12 protein-coding genes are annotated in these 17,412 nt (G+C 53.2%); 6 read left to right on the forward strand and 6 right to left on the reverse strand.

From position 1 onward, the window contains the following. Nucleotide 1: 1 nt before the first annotated feature. The 4 genes from HV832_RS01385 (at nucleotide 2) to HV832_RS01400 (ending at nucleotide 6,784) form a co-directional block, all read left to right on the forward strand. On the forward strand, nucleotides 2–1,225 hold the full coding sequence (locus tag HV832_RS01385) for an ABC transporter ATP-binding protein (RefSeq protein ID WP_244954588.1): 1,224 nt from the start codon (nucleotides 2–4) through the stop codon (nucleotides 1,223–1,225). Continuing rightward, nucleotides 1,222–4,446: a glycosyltransferase gene (locus HV832_RS01390; RefSeq protein WP_176801751.1), complete on the forward strand. Its 3,225-nt coding sequence runs from the start codon at nucleotides 1,222–1,224 to the stop codon at nucleotides 4,444–4,446. The genes HV832_RS01385 and HV832_RS01390 overlap by 4 nt, the downstream gene beginning before the upstream one ends. Before the next feature lie 101 nt (nucleotides 4,447–4,547). Continuing rightward, nucleotides 4,548–5,654: a non-hydrolyzing UDP-N-acetylglucosamine 2-epimerase gene (gene wecB / locus HV832_RS01395; RefSeq protein WP_176801752.1), complete on the forward strand. Its 1,107-nt coding sequence runs from the start codon at nucleotides 4,548–4,550 to the stop codon at nucleotides 5,652–5,654. Between the two features lie 2 nt (nucleotides 5,655–5,656). Next, on the forward strand, nucleotides 5,657–6,784 hold the full coding sequence (locus HV832_RS01400; protein ID WP_176801753.1) for a glycosyltransferase family protein: 1,128 nt from the start codon (nucleotides 5,657–5,659) through the stop codon (nucleotides 6,782–6,784). A gap of 12 nt (nucleotides 6,785–6,796) precedes the next feature. Here HV832_RS01400 and pyrE read toward each other — a convergent pair whose 3' ends face one another. After that, a complete protein-coding gene (gene pyrE, locus HV832_RS01405) occupies nucleotides 6,797–7,465 on the reverse strand; it encodes an orotate phosphoribosyltransferase (RefSeq protein WP_176802080.1) in 669 nt (222 codons plus the stop codon). A gap of 337 nt (nucleotides 7,466–7,802) precedes the next feature. Here pyrE and HV832_RS01410 point away from each other — a divergent pair, with 337 nt between their 5' ends. Next, complete coding sequence (locus tag HV832_RS01410) at nucleotides 7,803–8,585, forward strand: exodeoxyribonuclease III (RefSeq protein ID WP_176801754.1); 783 nt, start codon at nucleotides 7,803–7,805, stop codon at nucleotides 8,583–8,585. A gap of 38 nt (nucleotides 8,586–8,623) precedes the next feature. After that, nucleotides 8,624–9,799, forward strand: coding sequence for a YbfB/YjiJ family MFS transporter (locus HV832_RS01415; RefSeq protein ID WP_176801755.1), 1,176 nt, complete (start codon nucleotides 8,624–8,626; stop codon nucleotides 9,797–9,799). A 4-nt stretch (nucleotides 9,800–9,803) separates the two neighbouring features. Here HV832_RS01415 and HV832_RS01420 read toward each other — a convergent pair whose 3' ends face one another. From HV832_RS01420 to metX, 5 genes are all read right to left on the reverse strand, one after another. Next, on the reverse strand, nucleotides 9,804–11,495 hold the full coding sequence (locus tag HV832_RS01420; RefSeq protein ID WP_176801756.1) for a bifunctional metallophosphatase/5'-nucleotidase: 1,692 nt from the start codon (nucleotides 11,493–11,495) through the stop codon (nucleotides 9,804–9,806). Nucleotides 11,496–11,600: 105 nt separating this feature from the next. Beyond that, nucleotides 11,601–13,982, reverse strand: a complete 2,382-nt coding sequence (locus tag HV832_RS01425) for a TonB-dependent receptor (RefSeq protein WP_176801757.1) — start codon at nucleotides 13,980–13,982, stop codon at nucleotides 11,601–11,603. Between the two features lie 674 nt (nucleotides 13,983–14,656). Continuing rightward, nucleotides 14,657–15,550 (reverse strand): M48 family metallopeptidase, encoded by an 894-nt coding sequence (locus HV832_RS01430; protein ID WP_317889328.1) that lies wholly within the window; start codon nucleotides 15,548–15,550, stop codon nucleotides 14,657–14,659. 55 nt (nucleotides 15,551–15,605) lie between these two features. Continuing rightward, a complete protein-coding gene (gene metW / locus HV832_RS01435) occupies nucleotides 15,606–16,214 on the reverse strand; it encodes a methionine biosynthesis protein MetW (RefSeq protein WP_176801758.1) in 609 nt (202 codons plus the stop codon). Next, nucleotides 16,211–17,362, reverse strand: coding sequence for a homoserine O-succinyltransferase MetX (metX, locus tag HV832_RS01440; protein ID WP_176801759.1), 1,152 nt, complete (start codon nucleotides 17,360–17,362; stop codon nucleotides 16,211–16,213). Before metX ends, metW begins: the two co-directional genes overlap by 4 nt. Nucleotides 17,363–17,412: the final 50 nt, after the last annotated feature.

Below are 17,412 nucleotides of genomic sequence, written 5' to 3' on the forward strand. Positions count from 1 at the left end.
CATGATTTCCGCTCAAGGTATTGGCAAGGCCTATGCCTTGAACGCCAGCCCCTTGCGTCAGATGCTGGCGCAATTCCGGCCAGCCCGGAGAACAGATGATTTCTGGGCGCTCAGGCCATTAGACCTGACCGTGCGGCGGGGTGAAGTGATCGGCGTGATCGGGCAGAATGGTTCGGGAAAATCAACTTTGTTGCAGCTTTTATGCAATACGCTGAACCCCAGTTGCGGTAAGGTACAGGTCAATGGCCGGCTGGCGGCATTGCTCGAACTTGGGGCCGGATTCAACCTGGATTTTACCGGCTGGGAAAATATCCGTTTAAGTGCCGCCCTGTATGGCCTGAGTCACGCAGAAACCGAACAAAAAATCGGGGCGATCGCGGCTTTTGCGGATATCGGGGATTTTATAGACAAACCAGTCAAGACTTATTCCAGCGGCATGTTTGTACGGCTGGCGTTTGCCGTGATTGCCAATATTGATGCGGATATTCTGGTGATTGACGAAGCACTGGCTGTCGGTGATGTCTTTTTTACCCAGAAATGCATGCGTTTTCTGCAGTCTTTTGCGGAAAAAGGCACCATCCTGTTTGTCAGCCATGACAGCGCCAGCGTCGTCAGCCTGTGCAACCGCGCGATTTTGCTGGAGCACGGAATGCTGCTGGCCGATGGCGACCCAAAAACCATCACCGAATATTACTTGCAAAAACAATATTTCCATCAGCAACCGCAAACGGAGCAGGCACCGGTAAAAACTGGCGATTCTGCGGTAAATCAGGGAGAATTCGGGCTGAAGGGATTATCCGTGCAGACAGTCAGCGTTCTGGACAGCGCAGGGGAACCGGTATTTCAGCTGCACGGCGCGACGTCTTTATGCCTGAACATACAGATTATGGCGCATCAGGACACAGCACATCCGCTGGTCGGTTTCTCTCTGAAAGACAGACTGGGGCAGGTCATGTTTGGCGGCAACTCCGCCGATGCACAAGGCCATTTACCTGCCCTCCAGGCAGGGCAATCATTGCAGGTGGAATTTGATCTCACCGTCCCCGGTCTGACGCTCGGCGATTACATGATCAGCGTTGCAGTCGGGGAAGGGAATGCCAGAAATCATCTGATGCATCACTGGATCCATGATGCCTACGCCCTGCATTCAACGCTGACAGTTCAGAGTGGCATGCTGGAAATTCCTGTCGACAGAATGCGTCATCATTTGTTGTCCACATTATGAATACATCAAAAAGTAATACGGCGATTCCGGTTGCTGAACGCTATCAGTACGACATTGATCTTTCTGCCAACACGGCTGCGACACAGGTTATCCGGTTGACCGGTGAGCGGAAATCGGTACTGGAACTCGGCCCCGGGCCAGGCACGATCCTGCGTTATCTGGCGCAGCATCAGCAATGCACCGTCAGTGCAGTAGAGCTGGATGAGGCCTGTGCCGATGCATTACGGGATGTTTGCCAGACCGTGGTGCAGGGTGATCTCAATCAGTCAGACTGGCTGCAGGCATTTGCCGGACAGCGCTTCGATGTCATCATTGCCGCCGATGTGCTGGAGCATCTGCAAAATCCGTGGCAATGTCTGCGGGATATGCGCAGCCTGCTGACACCGGATGGTTATGCAGTAATTTCTATCCCGAATGTTGGCCATAATTCGGTGCTGGCATCGCTGATGACAGGGCGTTTTCCTTACCAGTCCCGAGGATTGCTGGATCAAACACATTTGCGTTTTTTTACCCGCCATGATTTTGAGCAGGTATTGTTTGAATGCGGCTTGTTGCCCAGTCACTGGTTTGCCATTCAGAAACCCGCTGCCGAAGCAGAACTGGGGCATCACTGGACGACCCTGAATCCGATGCAGCAGCAAATGCTCAATGCCAACCCTTACGGTAACGACTATCAGTATGTCGTGCGGGCCTATGTCAGCAACGAAGCGGGCCATGTCGCCAAAACGCAAGTGCTGATGGACGATACACATGCCATCAATGTCCGGCAGCAGCAGGAAAATGAACGCCTGTCGGTGTTACTCGAAAATCGTCAGCAATCTTTGGAAAATTCGCATCAGAAAATTGCTGAACTGGTTCGGCAATTTGAATTACAAGATCGCCATTACCTGCAACTGATCAGTGAAAAAGACCAGTCTTATGCGGCACTGACGCAGGAGTTTCATGTAGCGATTGAGCAGCAACATGCCTTATCCAGCCAGATCGGGCATGAAAAAAATCAACAACTGATCCTGGAACAGGAAATTGAGAAAACTGGTCATGTGGTGATGGATCTTCAGCAGCAACTACGGCAGGCCGATGCCAGGATTGAAGAACTCTGGAATTCAACCTCCTGGAAAATCACCAAACCGATCCGCGCCCTGAGGCGATTGTTTGGCGGTGTCTCCATCCGCACACAGCTACGCAATGCTTACCGCGTGATGCCTGCACCGGTCCAGTCTGTGCTGAATCACAGCGGGATTACGGCAACACTCAGAAATAATCTGCCTGCAGCTGAGTCCGGCCAGAGCTGGGTCTGTGCCGTCGGCACGGCTGCCGGCACCAACCCGTTTGACGGACTGCTCAGTAGCAGCGCACCGGATGGAATAGAAGATGTATTTTTCTGGGGCGTGATTGACTGGCATTTCCGCTTCCAGCGTCCGCAACAACTGGCGATCGGCTTTCATCAGCGCCATCACCGGGTTTTCTACATCAGTTCCGAACTCGTTAACCGGGCTGAACCTGGCTACCAGGTTGAACCGATTCCAGACATGCACAATGTGTTTCAGATTCGCCTGTACGCAAATTCAGCGCCGCCGATCTATCACCATAGTGCGGACAGTAACCTGTTGCGTCAGTTGCAGACTGGCTTTGCGATGCTGTTACAGGACGCAGAAATCAAAGATCTGATTTCCATCGTTCAGCACCCGTTCTGGCTGCCGATGGCGCACAGTGCACCGTCCAGCCGTCTGGTGTACGACTGCATGGATCATCACGAAGGATTTGGAAATTGTCCACCGGACGTGATTGCCGGTGAGCGTGCACTGATGGCAGAAGCAGATACTCTGATCGTCACGTCGGACTGGCTGTACAACATTGCCAAAGATAAGAATCCGAATACCTTTATCGTCAGGAATGCCTGCGAATTCAGGCATTTCAGCCAGCGTCCGGCAGATGTGTATCACGATCCGAGGCAAAGAAAAATCCTCGGCTATTTCGGCGCCATTTCAGACTGGTTTGACTGCGGCATCGTCGCCAAGCTGGCAGAACACTTTCCGGAATGCCTGATTCTGCTGGTCGGGGCGGATACCTGCGGTGCTGCCAAGAAACTGGCAAAATACGGCAACGTCAAACTGACAGGTGAAGTGGCGTATCAGCAGTTGCCGCACTATCTGTATGCATTTGATGTCTGCATCCTGCCATTCCAGATTATTGATCTGACACTGGCAACGAACCCGGTCAAGGTGTATGAATACATGTGTTCCGGCAAGCCGGTGGTCAGCGTACAGCTGCCGGAACTGGCCAGCATGAAACAAATGGTTTATCTGGCCGACGACAGCAGTCAGTTTATCGCGCATTGCGAACTGGCTTTGCAGGAAGCGCCTGATGCACCGCAACGTCAGCAACGCATCACTTACGCCAGTGAACAGACCTGGGTGCACCGTGCGGAAGAGCTGGAAAGCGCGCTGGAGCAAAGTCGCTCACCGCTGGTCAGCATCGTCGTGGTTACCTATAACAACCTGAACCTGACCCAGCTGTGTCTCGCCAGTATTGAAGCAGAAACGACACACATCCGGTATGAAATCATTGTCGTTGACAATGCCTCCAGTGACGGCACCCAGGATTACCTGCAACAATTCGCGGCAGGCAAAGCGCATGTGTCGCTGATACTGAATGATGACAATACCGGTTTTTCCAAAGCAAACAATCAGGGTCTGGCAAAGGCAAAAGGTGACTATCTGGTCGTCCTGAATAATGACACGGTCGTCACGCGTGGCTGGGCCAGCAGCCTGATTCGTCATTGCCGGAAAAATCCGGAGATTGGCCTGATCGGGCCAGTCACCAATAATATCGGCAATGAGGCAAAAATCGATATTACGTATGATTCTCTGGACGAGATGCCAACCAAAGCGCGGGAATATACGTTAACCCACCTGGGACAGTCGTTTGATATCCGTACCCTGGCATTTTTCTGCGTCATGATTACCCGTACAACCTACGATCAGATCGGCGGACTGGATGAGGCGTTCGGCCTAGGATTCTTTGAGGATGATGATTATTGCCGCCGTGCGGAAGCAGCGAAATTCCGCGTTGTCTGCGCTGACGATGTCTTTGTGCATCACAATCTTTCCGCTTCTTTCAACAAGCTGGGGCAAGAGCGTAAACAGGAATTGTTCCTGAAAAACAAAGCAATTTATGAAGCAAAATGGGGAAAGTGGATTCCCCATAGCTACCGTACCTGAAACACTGCCAGCTGTGCTGTAAAACAGCCTCAGGCTTTGCAGCAGACAATTAACGTATCATCTGGCATCCGGCAGTCTGCCGGCTCGTTGATTTTGTATATATGAAAAAAAAGATTATCTGTGTTGTGGGAACCCGGCCGGAAGCCATCAAAATGGCGCCGGTCATCCAGCGTTTGCGCCAGGAGTCGTGGGCAGACATTCAGGTTCTGGCAACTGCACAACACCGTCAGATGATGGATCAGGTGCTGACACTGTTCGGTATTACACCCGACCGCGATCTGAATATCATGCAGCCGAATCAGACGCTGTCATCGCTGACGGCAAAACTGATTTCCGAACTCGATACCGTATTTCAGCAGGAGCGTCCGGATGCTGTGCTGGCACAGGGAGACACCACAACAGTCATGAGCGTGGCACTCAGCTGTTTTTATCACCACATTCCTTTCGGTCATGTGGAAGCCGGCCTGCGTACCGGCGATATCTGGAATCCGTTTCCGGAAGAAATGAACCGGGTGGTTGCCAGCCGCCTGGCGAAGTGGCACTTTGCGCCGACCGGCAGCGCCAAAGCCAATCTGCTGCGCGAAGGCATTCCGGAGTCCGACATTATCGTCACCGGCAATACGGTGATTGATGCGCTACTCGATACAGTAAAGAAAAATCCACAGCCACCTGCTGATCAGGATACCAGTGGGCGCCGCATGATACTGGTTACCTCGCACCGGCGTGAAAATTTTGGCCAGCCATTTGAAGAAATCTGCAGAGCCATTCTGCATCTGGTCCGGCACAATCCGGATGTGGATATCCTGTATCCGGTGCACCCGAACCCCAATGTCAAAGACAAGGCCTATGAATTGCTGGGGCAACATCCGCAGATACGGCTATGCGAGCCGCTGGAGTATCTGCCATTTGTAAATGCCATGCAGCAGGCTTATCTGATTCTGAGCGACTCCGGCGGTGTGCAGGAAGAAGCGCCGGCGCTTGCCAAACCGGTGCTGGTTCTGCGCAGCGAAACAGAAAGACCGGAAGCAGTGACTGAAGGCGTCGTGAAGCTGGTGGGCACGGATTTCGATACCATCGTCCGGGAAGCGCAACAGCTACTGGATGATCCACAGTATTACCGACAGATCGCACGCGGCGTCTCTCCTTATGGCGATGGCCTTGCCAGCGACCGGATTGCCCGGACACTGAAAAACAGTTTGCTGAGCTAGTCATGCGTTTAATTTACTTTGCTCCGGTTCCTTACATGAGTTACTGGCAGCGACCGCACTTTATGATCCGGTCACTGCTGGGCAGGACTTATCGGGAAATCTACTGGATTGATCCGACGATCACCCGTCTTCCCAGATGGTCGGATCTGCGCCGTCCAGAAGCAAAAAAAGAACATCTGGCAGCAGAACCGCTGCTCAAGGGACTGCATGTCCTGAAGCCCGGCGGATTACCGATAGAACCCTTACCCGGCATCAATCTGGTCAACGATTATTTTTCCTGGCGACAGATCAAATCCCAGCTCCGGGCGCTGAACGTCGATCAGACATGGGATATCGGTATCGGGCGGCCCAGTCGGCTCGCGCTGTGGGCGGTTCGCTCGCTGCCGGTGCGCGCTGCCTTCATGGATGTGATGGATGATTTTCCTGCCTTTTATCAGGGACTGTCCCGTGCTTCGATGAAGCGTACTGAAAATGCCTTACTGGCACAGTGCGATTATTTCTTTTGCAGTGAGCAATCCCTGATCGGTAAACTACAGCAATCCGGCCTGCGCAAACCGGTCAATCTGGTTCCCAACGGTTATGACATGCAAAGGTTGCCAGCCATCAGCAGCAGCCCGAAAAGCAATACCATCGGCTTTGTCGGTACCATCGCCGGCTGGTTTGACTGGAAGATTGTGATTGAAATGGCCAGAGCCTTGCCGCAAGTGAATATCCGGCTGATCGGCCCGCGTGTCGGCCATGTTCCTCTGCATTTGCCCGCGAACATAGAGCTGCTGCCACCCTGCCTGGTGGCAGACGCGATCCGGCACAGCCAGGAATTCAGGGTCGGCCTGATTCCTTTCCTGAATAACCAGCTGACCGAATCCGTTGACCCGATCAAATATTATGAATTACGGGCGCTCGGGGTACCGGTCTGGTCCACCGCATTCGGCAGCATGAAAAACCGGCTGCAGGAGCAGGGAGTCAGTCATATTCACAGCGGTACCGATTGGCAGAAACTCTGGACGTCCTTGCCGGCCACCAATCCGGATATGCAGCACATCCAGTCATTCCGGGATAGTCATGACTGGGAACAGCGTTTTAGAGATATTCCTGCCTGGCTGGGACTGGCGTCAGCCAGCCGGGACTGACTCGCCGCAGTATTACGCCGAAATGCCGTAACGTGTGCGGTAGGCGGCCACTGCGGTTTTGTATTCTTCCAGTTTCCGGTCTCCGCTGCCAGCTGACAGGTAATCGAACAAATCGTCCAGATTGCCGATGGAAATCACCGGAATTTCATATTCCTGCACCACCTCCTGCACCGCAGACAACGGCGACAAGACACCGTCTTTACCGGCACGTTCCATGCGATCGAGTGCAATCAGCACGGCGGCAGGGGTGGCACCAGCGGCGCGGATCAGCTCGACCGATTCGCGCACCGAGGTGCCAGCGGAAATCACATCATCAATAATGACCACTTTACCCTTTAACGGACCGCCGACAATCGTGCCGCCCTCACCGTGGTCTTTTTTCTCTTTGCGGTTGTAAGCAAACGGAACGTTTCTGCCCCGCGCCGCCAGTGCAACCGCCGTGGCGGATGCGAGAGTGATGCCTTTGTATGCAGGACCGAACAGCATGTCAAACCCGACACCGGAATTGAGCAATGTCTGGGCATAAAAATCAGCCAGTCTGCCGAGATGGGCGCCATCCGTAAATAAGCCGGCATTAAAAAAATAAGGAGAATCGCGCCCGGCTTTAGTGATAAAACTGCCAAAACGGATCACGCCGGCATTGACCGAAAACTCAATAAATTCCTGCCTTAAATTTTTCAACATATACTGCACTCCTGATAAAGGTGAACGCTGTACTGACCTGCCCCGGTGTGATTCCGGGGAATCGGCGTTTTTTTGGATGGACGACATTTTACCTGACCATCTCTGGCAACGGCCTGAATTGCGTTCAAAGTCCCGTCATGAAGACAGTTCGCCCAGGCCAACCGGGCGATGCAGGACAAAAGCCACGATCAGGCGGCACATCTTCGTAATTTTCATTACAATCAGGAACCCATTGACCTGACAGACTACCTGTTGCTCATCATTGATTGCTGACACACCGGTATGCCACCATTCCGGTTATTTTTGATCACCTGATAAATCTGCCCTGATTCCCATGACTAAAATTATTTCTGCCAATCTGAACGGAATTCGCTCCGCCGCCAAAAAAGGTTTTTTTGAATGGATGGGGCAGGAGCAGCCTGACTTTGTCTGTGTACAGGAACTGAAAGCGCAGGCACCGGATATGACGGAAGATTTTTTGCGTCCGCACGGTTATCACGGTCATTTTCATTATGCTGAAAAGAAAGGCTATTCGGGTGCTGGCGTGTACAGCAAACACAAGCCAGATGCGGTGCAGACCGGTTTTGGCAACGAAGAATTCGATGCCGAAGGACGTTATGTACGCTGCGATTTCGGCAACCTGTCCATCATTTCGGTGTACTGCCCGTCCGGATCTTCTTCACCGGAAAGACAGGAAGCCAAATTCCGGTTCATGGATGTTTTTTTCCCGCATCTCGCTGCCTTAATCACGGAAGGTCGAGAACTGGTGATTTGCGGCGACTGGAATATCGCGCATCAGGAAATCGATCTGAAAAACTGGAAAAGTAATCAGAAAAACTCTGGTTTTTTGCCAGAAGAGCGTCAATGGATGGGGCGTTTATTTGAAGAACTGGGCTGGGTGGATGTGTACCGCCGCCTATACCCGGATACAACAGGAGAGGCCTACACCTGGTGGAGCAACCGCGGACAGGCATGGGCCAACAATGTGGGGTGGCGGATTGATTACCATGTCGCGACATCCGGCATTGCCGCCAAAGCGCAATCTGCTGCCATCCATAAAAGCTCGCGCTTCAGCGATCATGCGCCGCTGACGATTATTTACGATCACAGCGTATAAATACCGGCGCATGGAGCAGCGATAAAGGAACAGATGAAATGACCGTCGGACAGAGCGCGAATGCACAGGAAGCCCCGCATGTTGCAGGGCACAGCGCGGCACTGACCGCTGCGCTGGTGCTGGTGACCGGCATGGGTTTTGGCCGCTTTGCGTTCACCGGCATTTATCCGGTGATGGTGCAGGATGGCGTTCTGAGCATCACCGATGGCACGCTGGCTGCCTCGGCCAATTATGCCGGCTATCTGCTCGGGGCACTGGCAGCCATGCGTTCCCGCCCGGTGCATGCGCGTCAGTTATGTATGTGGGCGGTGATGTCGACAGTACTCTGCCTGCTGTTGCTCGCTTTCGTACGTGCGCCGTGGCTGATCATCGGTATCCGCGGTGCTGCAGGCATTGCCAGTGCGCTGGCAATGGTCGGCGCATCTCAATGGCTGTTGCAGCACCGTGGCCATGTACGCGGCGCACCAGTACTGTATGCGGGTGTCGGCACAGGCATTGCGTTGTCGGCGGAGATTCTCGCGCTGGGTCAGTTTTCAGGATGGCACAGCGGGCAATTATGGGCGCTGCTGGCAGGAACTGCCTGCATATTATGCATTCTGATCTGGCGTGGCATGGACTCCGCGCATGACAGCACGCCGTTACCGGCAGCGGGGTCAGACACAGCGGCGGCACATCAGATGCCGACGCCTGCCAGACTGATTCTGCTGTATGGCCTGGCGGGTTTTGGCTACATCATCACGGCGACCTATCTGCCACTTTTGGTACACGACGCACTCAAACAGGTGAGCCCTCTGCAGGTCTGGGCTCTGTTCGGACTGGGTGCCGCGCCGTCCTGCTTTCTGTGGCATGCAGTGCATGTGCGGCTGGGTACACGCCAGGCGCTATTCCTGAATCTGCTGGTGCAGGCAACGGGAGTCGTCCTGCCGGTAATTTATCCGTCCCCGGCTGGCTATATTGCCAGTGCGCTGCTGGTAGGCGGTACGTTTATGGGTACCGTCACCATCGCGATGCCCGCAGCACGGCATGTTGCGCATACGGTGCAGATGCCGATGCTTGCCATCATGACGGCAGTCTATGGGCTAGGACAGATTGCCGGACCTCTGGTTGCCAATGCGCTGTACCAGTACCAGCACTCTTTTTCTGGCTCCCTGCTGGTGGCTGGCGCCGGCTTGCTGGCCGGCGCTGCCTTATGTCTCCGGATCAGGTCATCCTGAGCATTTATCGCTGCACCTGTACCCGGTTCAGATCAATGTCGCTGACGTTCTGGCCACGTTCGCGGAGATAGGATGCAAAGGCATCCAGGTCACGCCCGAACAGCTGACGCGCCGTCCCCTGTTTCAGGATGCTGAAACCATCGCCGCCATCAGCCAGAAAACTGTTCATGACCACGGTGTAACGCTGTTCCAGATCGAGCGTTTTTCCTGCAATTCTGACTTCCGTGATACGTTGCGCCACCGGCTGCGTCAGCTGCACGGTGTATGTCACGCCATGAGAAACATAGAGTTTCTTCGGGTCTTCCGCCAAACGGCCACCAGCCCATTGCTGCTGCAATACCTGCATGATCTGCGCACCGGTCAGCTGCATGCTGACAATCTGATTACCAAAAGGCTGCACCGCATAAATGTCGCCGAAACTGATGTGCAATGGCGCTACTTGCTGACCCGATGGCAGGTCGTTGTGGATTCCACCTTCATTCATCAAAGACAGATCCGCATGGCCCTGATGCCGTGCCGCATGCAACTGCGCGTCCGCAATCAGATTACCAAGCTCGCTGTCGAAGCGGTCGCCCTCCGAAGAGCGCCTGAGTGGTCTGGACATGGTAAGGACTTCGCGCTGCCGCAATGCCGCGGTCTGTGTATTGACCTGACTGACCAGTCTTTGCGCGACAGCATCGGGGGCGATCTGCTGCTGATTAATCAGGTGGTTGACCGCTTCCGCACGCACTACTGCGCCGCTGCGACGATCCAGCGTCAGCGTGGACTCTGTCAGAAACGCGCCATAACTGCGCCCCTGTACTACCAGACGACCGTCAATCTTGCAGGTATACCCCTGATGAGAATGCCCTGAAATCACCAGGCTGACTGCTTTATCCAGCTTTTTGACAATCGGGATAATCGGTCCCTGCAAACCGTCACAATGATAAGTCGGATCATTTTCCGGCCCCTTGTAAACAGCGCCTTCGTGGATCAACGCCACAATCGCCTGAACTCCCTGTTGTTTCAGTTCTGGCACATAACGGTTGATCGACTCTACTTCATCCGCGAAATGCAACTGCCTGACCGCATCGCCGGCAACCAGGTTCGGCACATCTGAGGTGACCACGCCGACAAAGCCAACTTTGATACTGCCTACCTGACGAATCACATACGGCGTCAGCCACGGCACAGACTTGCCTTGTTCAAATACATTGGCGCCCAGATAGGCATAATCCGCCCCGTGAAAGCCGGCATACGCGCAACCCGTTGCCGGACATTCACCCTGGATTTTCCGCATCAGGTCTGCCGTACCGGAATCGAATTCATGGTTACCCACTGCGGTCACCGATAGCTGCATCTGGTTCAACGCCTCAATCACCGGTTCATCTTTGAGCAAAGCTGATCCCATCGGAGAGGCGCCGATCAGGTCGCCGCCACCGACCAGAATGCTGGAGGACACCACCGCTCTGCGTTCTTTCAGTTTTGCCACCAGATAAGCGTAACCTCCGGCAGGAATCTTCCGCAGCTGACCCGGATGAGCCGGGTCCGGTTCGCTGGAAAAATAAGGAACCGGTTGCTCGGCCTGAAGATTGCCGTGAAAATCATTGATGCTGAATATCGTGATCGTCGTTGTCGGCTGCTGATTGGCAGGTGCCGTGCAGGCAGCCAATATGCTCAGGGCCAGCAGCCCGGCGAATTTAAATGAACGTTGCATTTCATGGTATCCAAAGAAAAAGGTCTGCAACAGCATGTGTTGCAGACCCGAACTAGTACTCCTGCGTTGCTGTGCAGATATCACACGGCAACATCAGACTGCCGATTAGAAATCTGCGGAGAATGTCACAGAAGTAAAGCGTGGTGCGCCGAGGTAGTAAAACACGCCCTTTGCAGCTGCGGTGCCGTAAGGCAGCGCATTGGTCACGTTGAAACTGGACGGATTGCGGTATTTCTCGTTTGTCAGATTGCTGATGCTCAGACGAACCGTTGGCTTTTTAAACCAGGTGGTATTTGGGAACTGGTAACCTGCATCCAGACCCAGGAGGGTGTAACCCGGAACCAGTTCATCATTGGTCATCGTTGCCCACTGGCTGCCTGTGTATTTTGCTTTCAGACGTGTGTACCAGACCGCTGTTTCATACTGGGCGCTGAGACCCGCCTTCCAGGTTGGTGTCAGTGTCATCTGCTTGCCAGCAGTTGGCAGAGTTGCTGTCTTGCTGACGACCAGATCGTCCTGGATTTCGCTCTTGGCATAGCCGACTGAACTGTAGAAGGACCAACCATTGACCGGCGTATTACCCAGTTCAACTTCAAAACCTTTGGTTTTAACTTTACCGACACTGGTCAGGCTGCTGGTATTGCTGATCGGATCATAAGCAGTTGCCTGACGATCACGGAAATCTACTGCATAGACCGTGAACTGACCGGTCAGCTTGTCACTCTGATGACGATAGCCAACGTCGAGGTTGTACGATGTTTCTGCTTTCACATCGACGGGCATGGTTGCCTGACCATTCACGATCACGACGTTGCTTGTCGTGGCATAAACAAAATTAGGTGGCGCCTTCATGTTTTTCGCCAGGCTGGCAAACAACTGGTTGTTGTTGTCGATCTGGTAGCGGGCACCCAGTTGGGGCAGCAGTTCTGAGTAAGATTTGCTGATGTTGTAGCCTATACCTGCACCTTCGTTCGGCTTATTGGTGAAGTCTCGCTTCATAGTTGGCGCGCGCAGGCCAACGTTCAGTGTGAACTTGTCGTTCAACATACTGATCGTATCTTGCAGGAAGAACTGGTAGCCGGTGCTGATTGTTTTCCAGTCACGAGACTGATACGGCGTACCGTCCGGACGCAGGACACGGCCTTCTTTCAGCCAGATGTCTGCGGCGTTACCGTTTGCATCGACCAGCACCATCGGGCCAAATTGCTCGTGCGTTGCACGCTCGTACCAGAAACCAGCCAGAACCTGATGGTTTTCAAAGTTGTGGGTGACAGAGGCGGTCACACCAGGACGGTTGGTACGCGTCACGCTGGCATTCGCAACAATCACTTTATCCAGTGTGTCACCATCGCCATTCAGATCAACGCTTGCGGTGTTCTTGCCGGTTGCCTGATTCAGGAAGCTGCTTTCAGAAACCAGTTTTTGCTGTACGCCACCGTTACCGTAGCCATACCAATAGTAAGGAATGATCTTGACATCAGTATCCTGACCGATACGGAATTTTGCCGTCGCAGAAGCAATCACGTTTTCAAACGGATTTTGTGTCAGCTTGTAGAAAGAATCTGCGTTCGCCTGGCTAGGATCGCTGCCTGCTTTGCCCGGTGTCGGCGCTGCGTGGCCGATGAATGTCGTGGAATAATCGTAGTAGTAACCGTTTTTGTTCAGATCAGCCAGGTTGAATGTGCTGATGTTCTGATTGATTGCGCGGTTATACAAAATGGTACCGTTGATCGAATTGAATTTATCAAAATCCGTGCGGAAACCGATATCAACGTGATCACGCTTTGCGCCGCCTTCGCCTTTCCATTTGTCTGCCTGGGCATGCGATGCGGAAATGAAGAAACGGGATTTTCCGTCAGACCACAGACCTGTGTCGTAACGCATGTAAGTCTTGGACAAGTTCAGACCACCCAGGGTCTGCATCACGCGGAAGCGTTTTTCTTTGGATGGATCGCAGGTAGTGATACCGAAGTTACCGCCGGTTGCGCCGATCTGTGGGGAGTCAACGTCCGTCGAACCCTGCGTCACAAACTGGGTGCAGGTGTTTTCCTGATCGACGAATTCCTGCGGATAAACAGCGAAATTACCGGAGTCATTGACTGGTACGCCGTTGATCGTAGCACCGATCTGGTCGCTGTTGAAGCCGCGCAGAGTCAGACCACCGCCGAACAGGCCGGTTGCGTCGTAATTGTAGCTATTGACCGCAGGCATCAGCTCCAGCGCCTCATACGCATTACCGGTAGGACGCTGTTTTGCCAGCTCTTCAGCAGTGATCGTGCTGCGTGCCTTTGGTGCATTTTCCTGCACCATCAGACCCATACCGACTTTCTTGCCGGTGATGGTGACCTGCTTGGAATCTACCGGATCATTGCTGGTCGCGGCTTGTTGTGCGTAAGCGGAAGACATGCCCAGGCAGGCGATCTGGCACGCTACAGCGACCATCGACAAACGCGATGGAAACGCAGACGATTGCTTAGTTTGTTTCATTGACTGCTCCTGATCAGATTACAGAAAAATAAAAATTGCATGAACCTTGTTGATCATCTCAAGCCATTAACACCGCTTGATGACATCTCCATCACACACTTTGTCCGCCTGCTGATGCGGCGCTTTATAGTTTTTCAATTCACTATTCACATTGCGTGGTACAGAGTGTTTTCTTTCCTGATCTGGCAGCGCAATCGTTTGCTACGCGGAAAGTAAGAAGCATTTACGCTGCGCAAACGATTGCCAATGAATGCAAAAAAATGAAGACTGACTTTCTGTGCTTATTTTTTTAGGTGACGCCACCAGTTCAAGGTATTTGTAAAAAAATACTAAACTCAGTGAAGCAATTCTGTGATGTCGTGCTATTAATATACGAAAATAGTCTATCACAGAAAATTTTTTTACATTACAAAGTGTTACACGACTTTGTGAAAGGATGATGACATCGATTTGGAAATGGCTAAAAACTGTCACAAACAAACCACAAAAATATTTTTAAAACAATTATTTACACAGTTTTCATATGGTTTTTTTGTTCTTCCAACCACAAATTCCGTTTCCAGACAGTGTAATGAAAAAGAGTGTTGTGATGAAAGAAAATCTATTTTTTGGAATCACCAGTCATTTCCATGAAAATTAATATGTCATTTTAACGACTGATGCAGGCAACAGAATCAGGGATAAGTGACGGGTGCGATGTTACCTGCATTCGTCCGGTAAGCAGGCAGACTGGCCAGATCGACATCTTTTGCTCTGGCATACAAAGGCATGACCTCCGGCAGATGCCGGCGTATTTCTGCAATCCGGCTATTGCCAGCAGGGTGAGTGGACAGCCATTGTGGTGGTGAATTTTTGTTCACCATTCCCATTTTCTGCCACAAGGCAATGCCGGCACGTGGGTCGTAACCGGCACGGGCCGCAATATCGAGGCCGACAATATCCGCCTCAGTTTCATCTTCGCGGGAAAATGCTAGCATACTGACATTTGCCACCCCGCCCGCCACGGTACCTGCCAGATTCGGGTCGTACCCTTTGGCACCAGCGATAATTTCTGCCAGCTTTACCCCAAAATTAGCGACTGCCGCCTTGCCAGCACGCTCAGCGCCGTGTTCGCGCAGGGCATGGGCAATTTCATGTCCCATGACGATTGCCACTTCATCATCAGTCAGTTTCAGCGTATCCAGTATGCCGGTGTAAAACGCGATTTTTCCACCCGGCATGCAATACGCATTGATCTGTTTTGATCCCAGTAAGTTGATTTCCCATTTCCAGCTGCGCGAACGCTCGTTCCAGCGGTAAGTATAAGGAATCAGGCGGTTGGCGATCGCGCGCAGGCGGATGACCTGCGGATGATTGTCCGGTCCGAGCGCATGCTGGTTTTCTGCGAGCTGAAGGGTTTGTGCATATTGCAGCGCAGCCTGCTTCTCCAGTGCGCCGGTAGGGGCAAAAATCCGCATCGGCGACATGCCTCCGACTTTGACGCCGTCCTGTTGCGGGCTTTGCGCCAATGCAGGCATTCCGCCAAACAGGCCGGAGATGATCAATACGATGAGGGAATGTTTCATCATTTCACTCTGACAGGAAAGAGGCAAAATATCGGGAAAAACAAGTCACGGTCATCAATCAGGCATCACGCTTACGCAGACGGAATACCGCCAGACTGCCACGCCAGTTCGGCAATACATGGACGGGCTTGCCCTCATGCAGGGCGACGCATTCCATGACCTCCAGACCGACTTCATGCGCCAGATCGGAAAAATCATAAATCGTTGCACAGCGCACGTTGGGCGTATCGTACCACTGGTAAGGCAGCGATTTGGAGACCGGCATTTTCCCCCGCAGCAAGGCCGTGCGGTGTGGCCAGTAACCAAAATTCGGAAAAGAAACGATGGCTTCGCGTCCAACCCGGGCAATATCCCGCAGCAAGGGTTCGACATGTTTCATCATCTGCAGCGATGACAGGCACAGCACCGTGTCAAACGAATTATCACCAAACATTTGCAAACCGTTTTCCATGTCCTGTTGAATGACGCTGATACGGCGTTTTGCGCAGGCCAGCACTTTGTCGTCCGCGATCTCGATGCCATAACCGTGGCACTGCTTGTCGGTCTGCAGGTAATCCAGCATCACACCGTCACCGCAACCGACGTCCAGCACCTCGGACTGTGGCCGGATCCAGTCAGCAATAAACGCGAGATCCGGGCGAAGCTGATTCAATTCTGCGAAATTCATGCTGTCCCTCCCTGCAATCCGGCATCAATCCGGTTGAAATAGGCCGCCACCAGATTCAGGTAACGCGCATCGTCGAGCAGGAAAGCATCATGCCCGTGCGGTGCATCGATTTCGGCATACGATACGGTACGGCGGTTACTGATCAGCGCCTGCACAATCTCGCGGCTGCGTTCCGGAGAAAACCGCCAGTCGGTGGTGAACGATGCCAGCAGAAAACTGGCTTGGGTGTGTGCCAGCGCAGCTGCCAGATCGCCGCCGGTATGCCGTGCCGGGTCGAAATAATCGAGCGCCTTGGTAATCAGCAGATAGGTGTTGGCATCGAAATAATCGGAAAATTTATCGCCCTGATAACGCAGATAGGATTCGATTTCAAAATCGACCCCGTAGCCGAACTGGTAATCGCCGGCTTTCAGATCGCGGCCAAATTTTTCCGCCATATCGTCATCGGACAGGTAGGTGATGTGGCCGATCATGCGCGCCACCCGCAGGCCGCGGCGCGGCACCACGCCATGCGCATAGAAGTCGCCGCCGTGGAAATCCGGGTCAGTCAGAATCGCCTGTCTGGCCACATCGTTAAATGCGATGTTCTGCGCCGATAATTTGGGGGTCGATGCAATGACGACGCAGTGTTGCAGCCGGTCTGGATACAGGATGCTCCATGCCAGCGCCTGCATGCCGCCCAGCGAACCACCCATCACGGCGGCAAACTGGCGGATACCGAGCCGGTCAGCCACGCGGGCCTGGGCATTGACCCAGTCTTCCACCGTCACCACCGGAAAATCCGCACCATACGGCTTGCCGGTAGCCGGATTGGGATGCATCGGTCCGGTAGAGCCAAAACAGGAGCCAAGATTATTGATCCCGATGACGAAAAAACGCTTGGTATCGACCGGTTTGCCCGGTCCGACCATGTTGTCCCACCAGCCGATATTTTTAGGCTGATCAGCATAATAGCCGGCGACGTGATGCGAGGCATTCAGCGCGTGGCAGATCAGGACGGCGTTCGATTTATCCGAATTCAGGGTGCCATAGGTTTCTATCATCAAGGTGTAACCGGCGATACTGGCACCGCTCTGCAGCGCCAGCGGCTCATCGAAACAGAGGGCTTGCGGCGTGACAGCGCCGACGGATCCTGCTGAAGTAGACATACACTCTTCCATCGAGAAAACTCTCGTTCAAAAAACTCGGGAAGGCTAAA

The organism is Cognatundibacterium oligocarboniphilum, from assembly GCF_013377855.1.
Taxonomy (GTDB): domain Bacteria; phylum Pseudomonadota; class Gammaproteobacteria; order Burkholderiales; family Burkholderiaceae_D; genus Undibacterium; species Undibacterium oligocarboniphilum.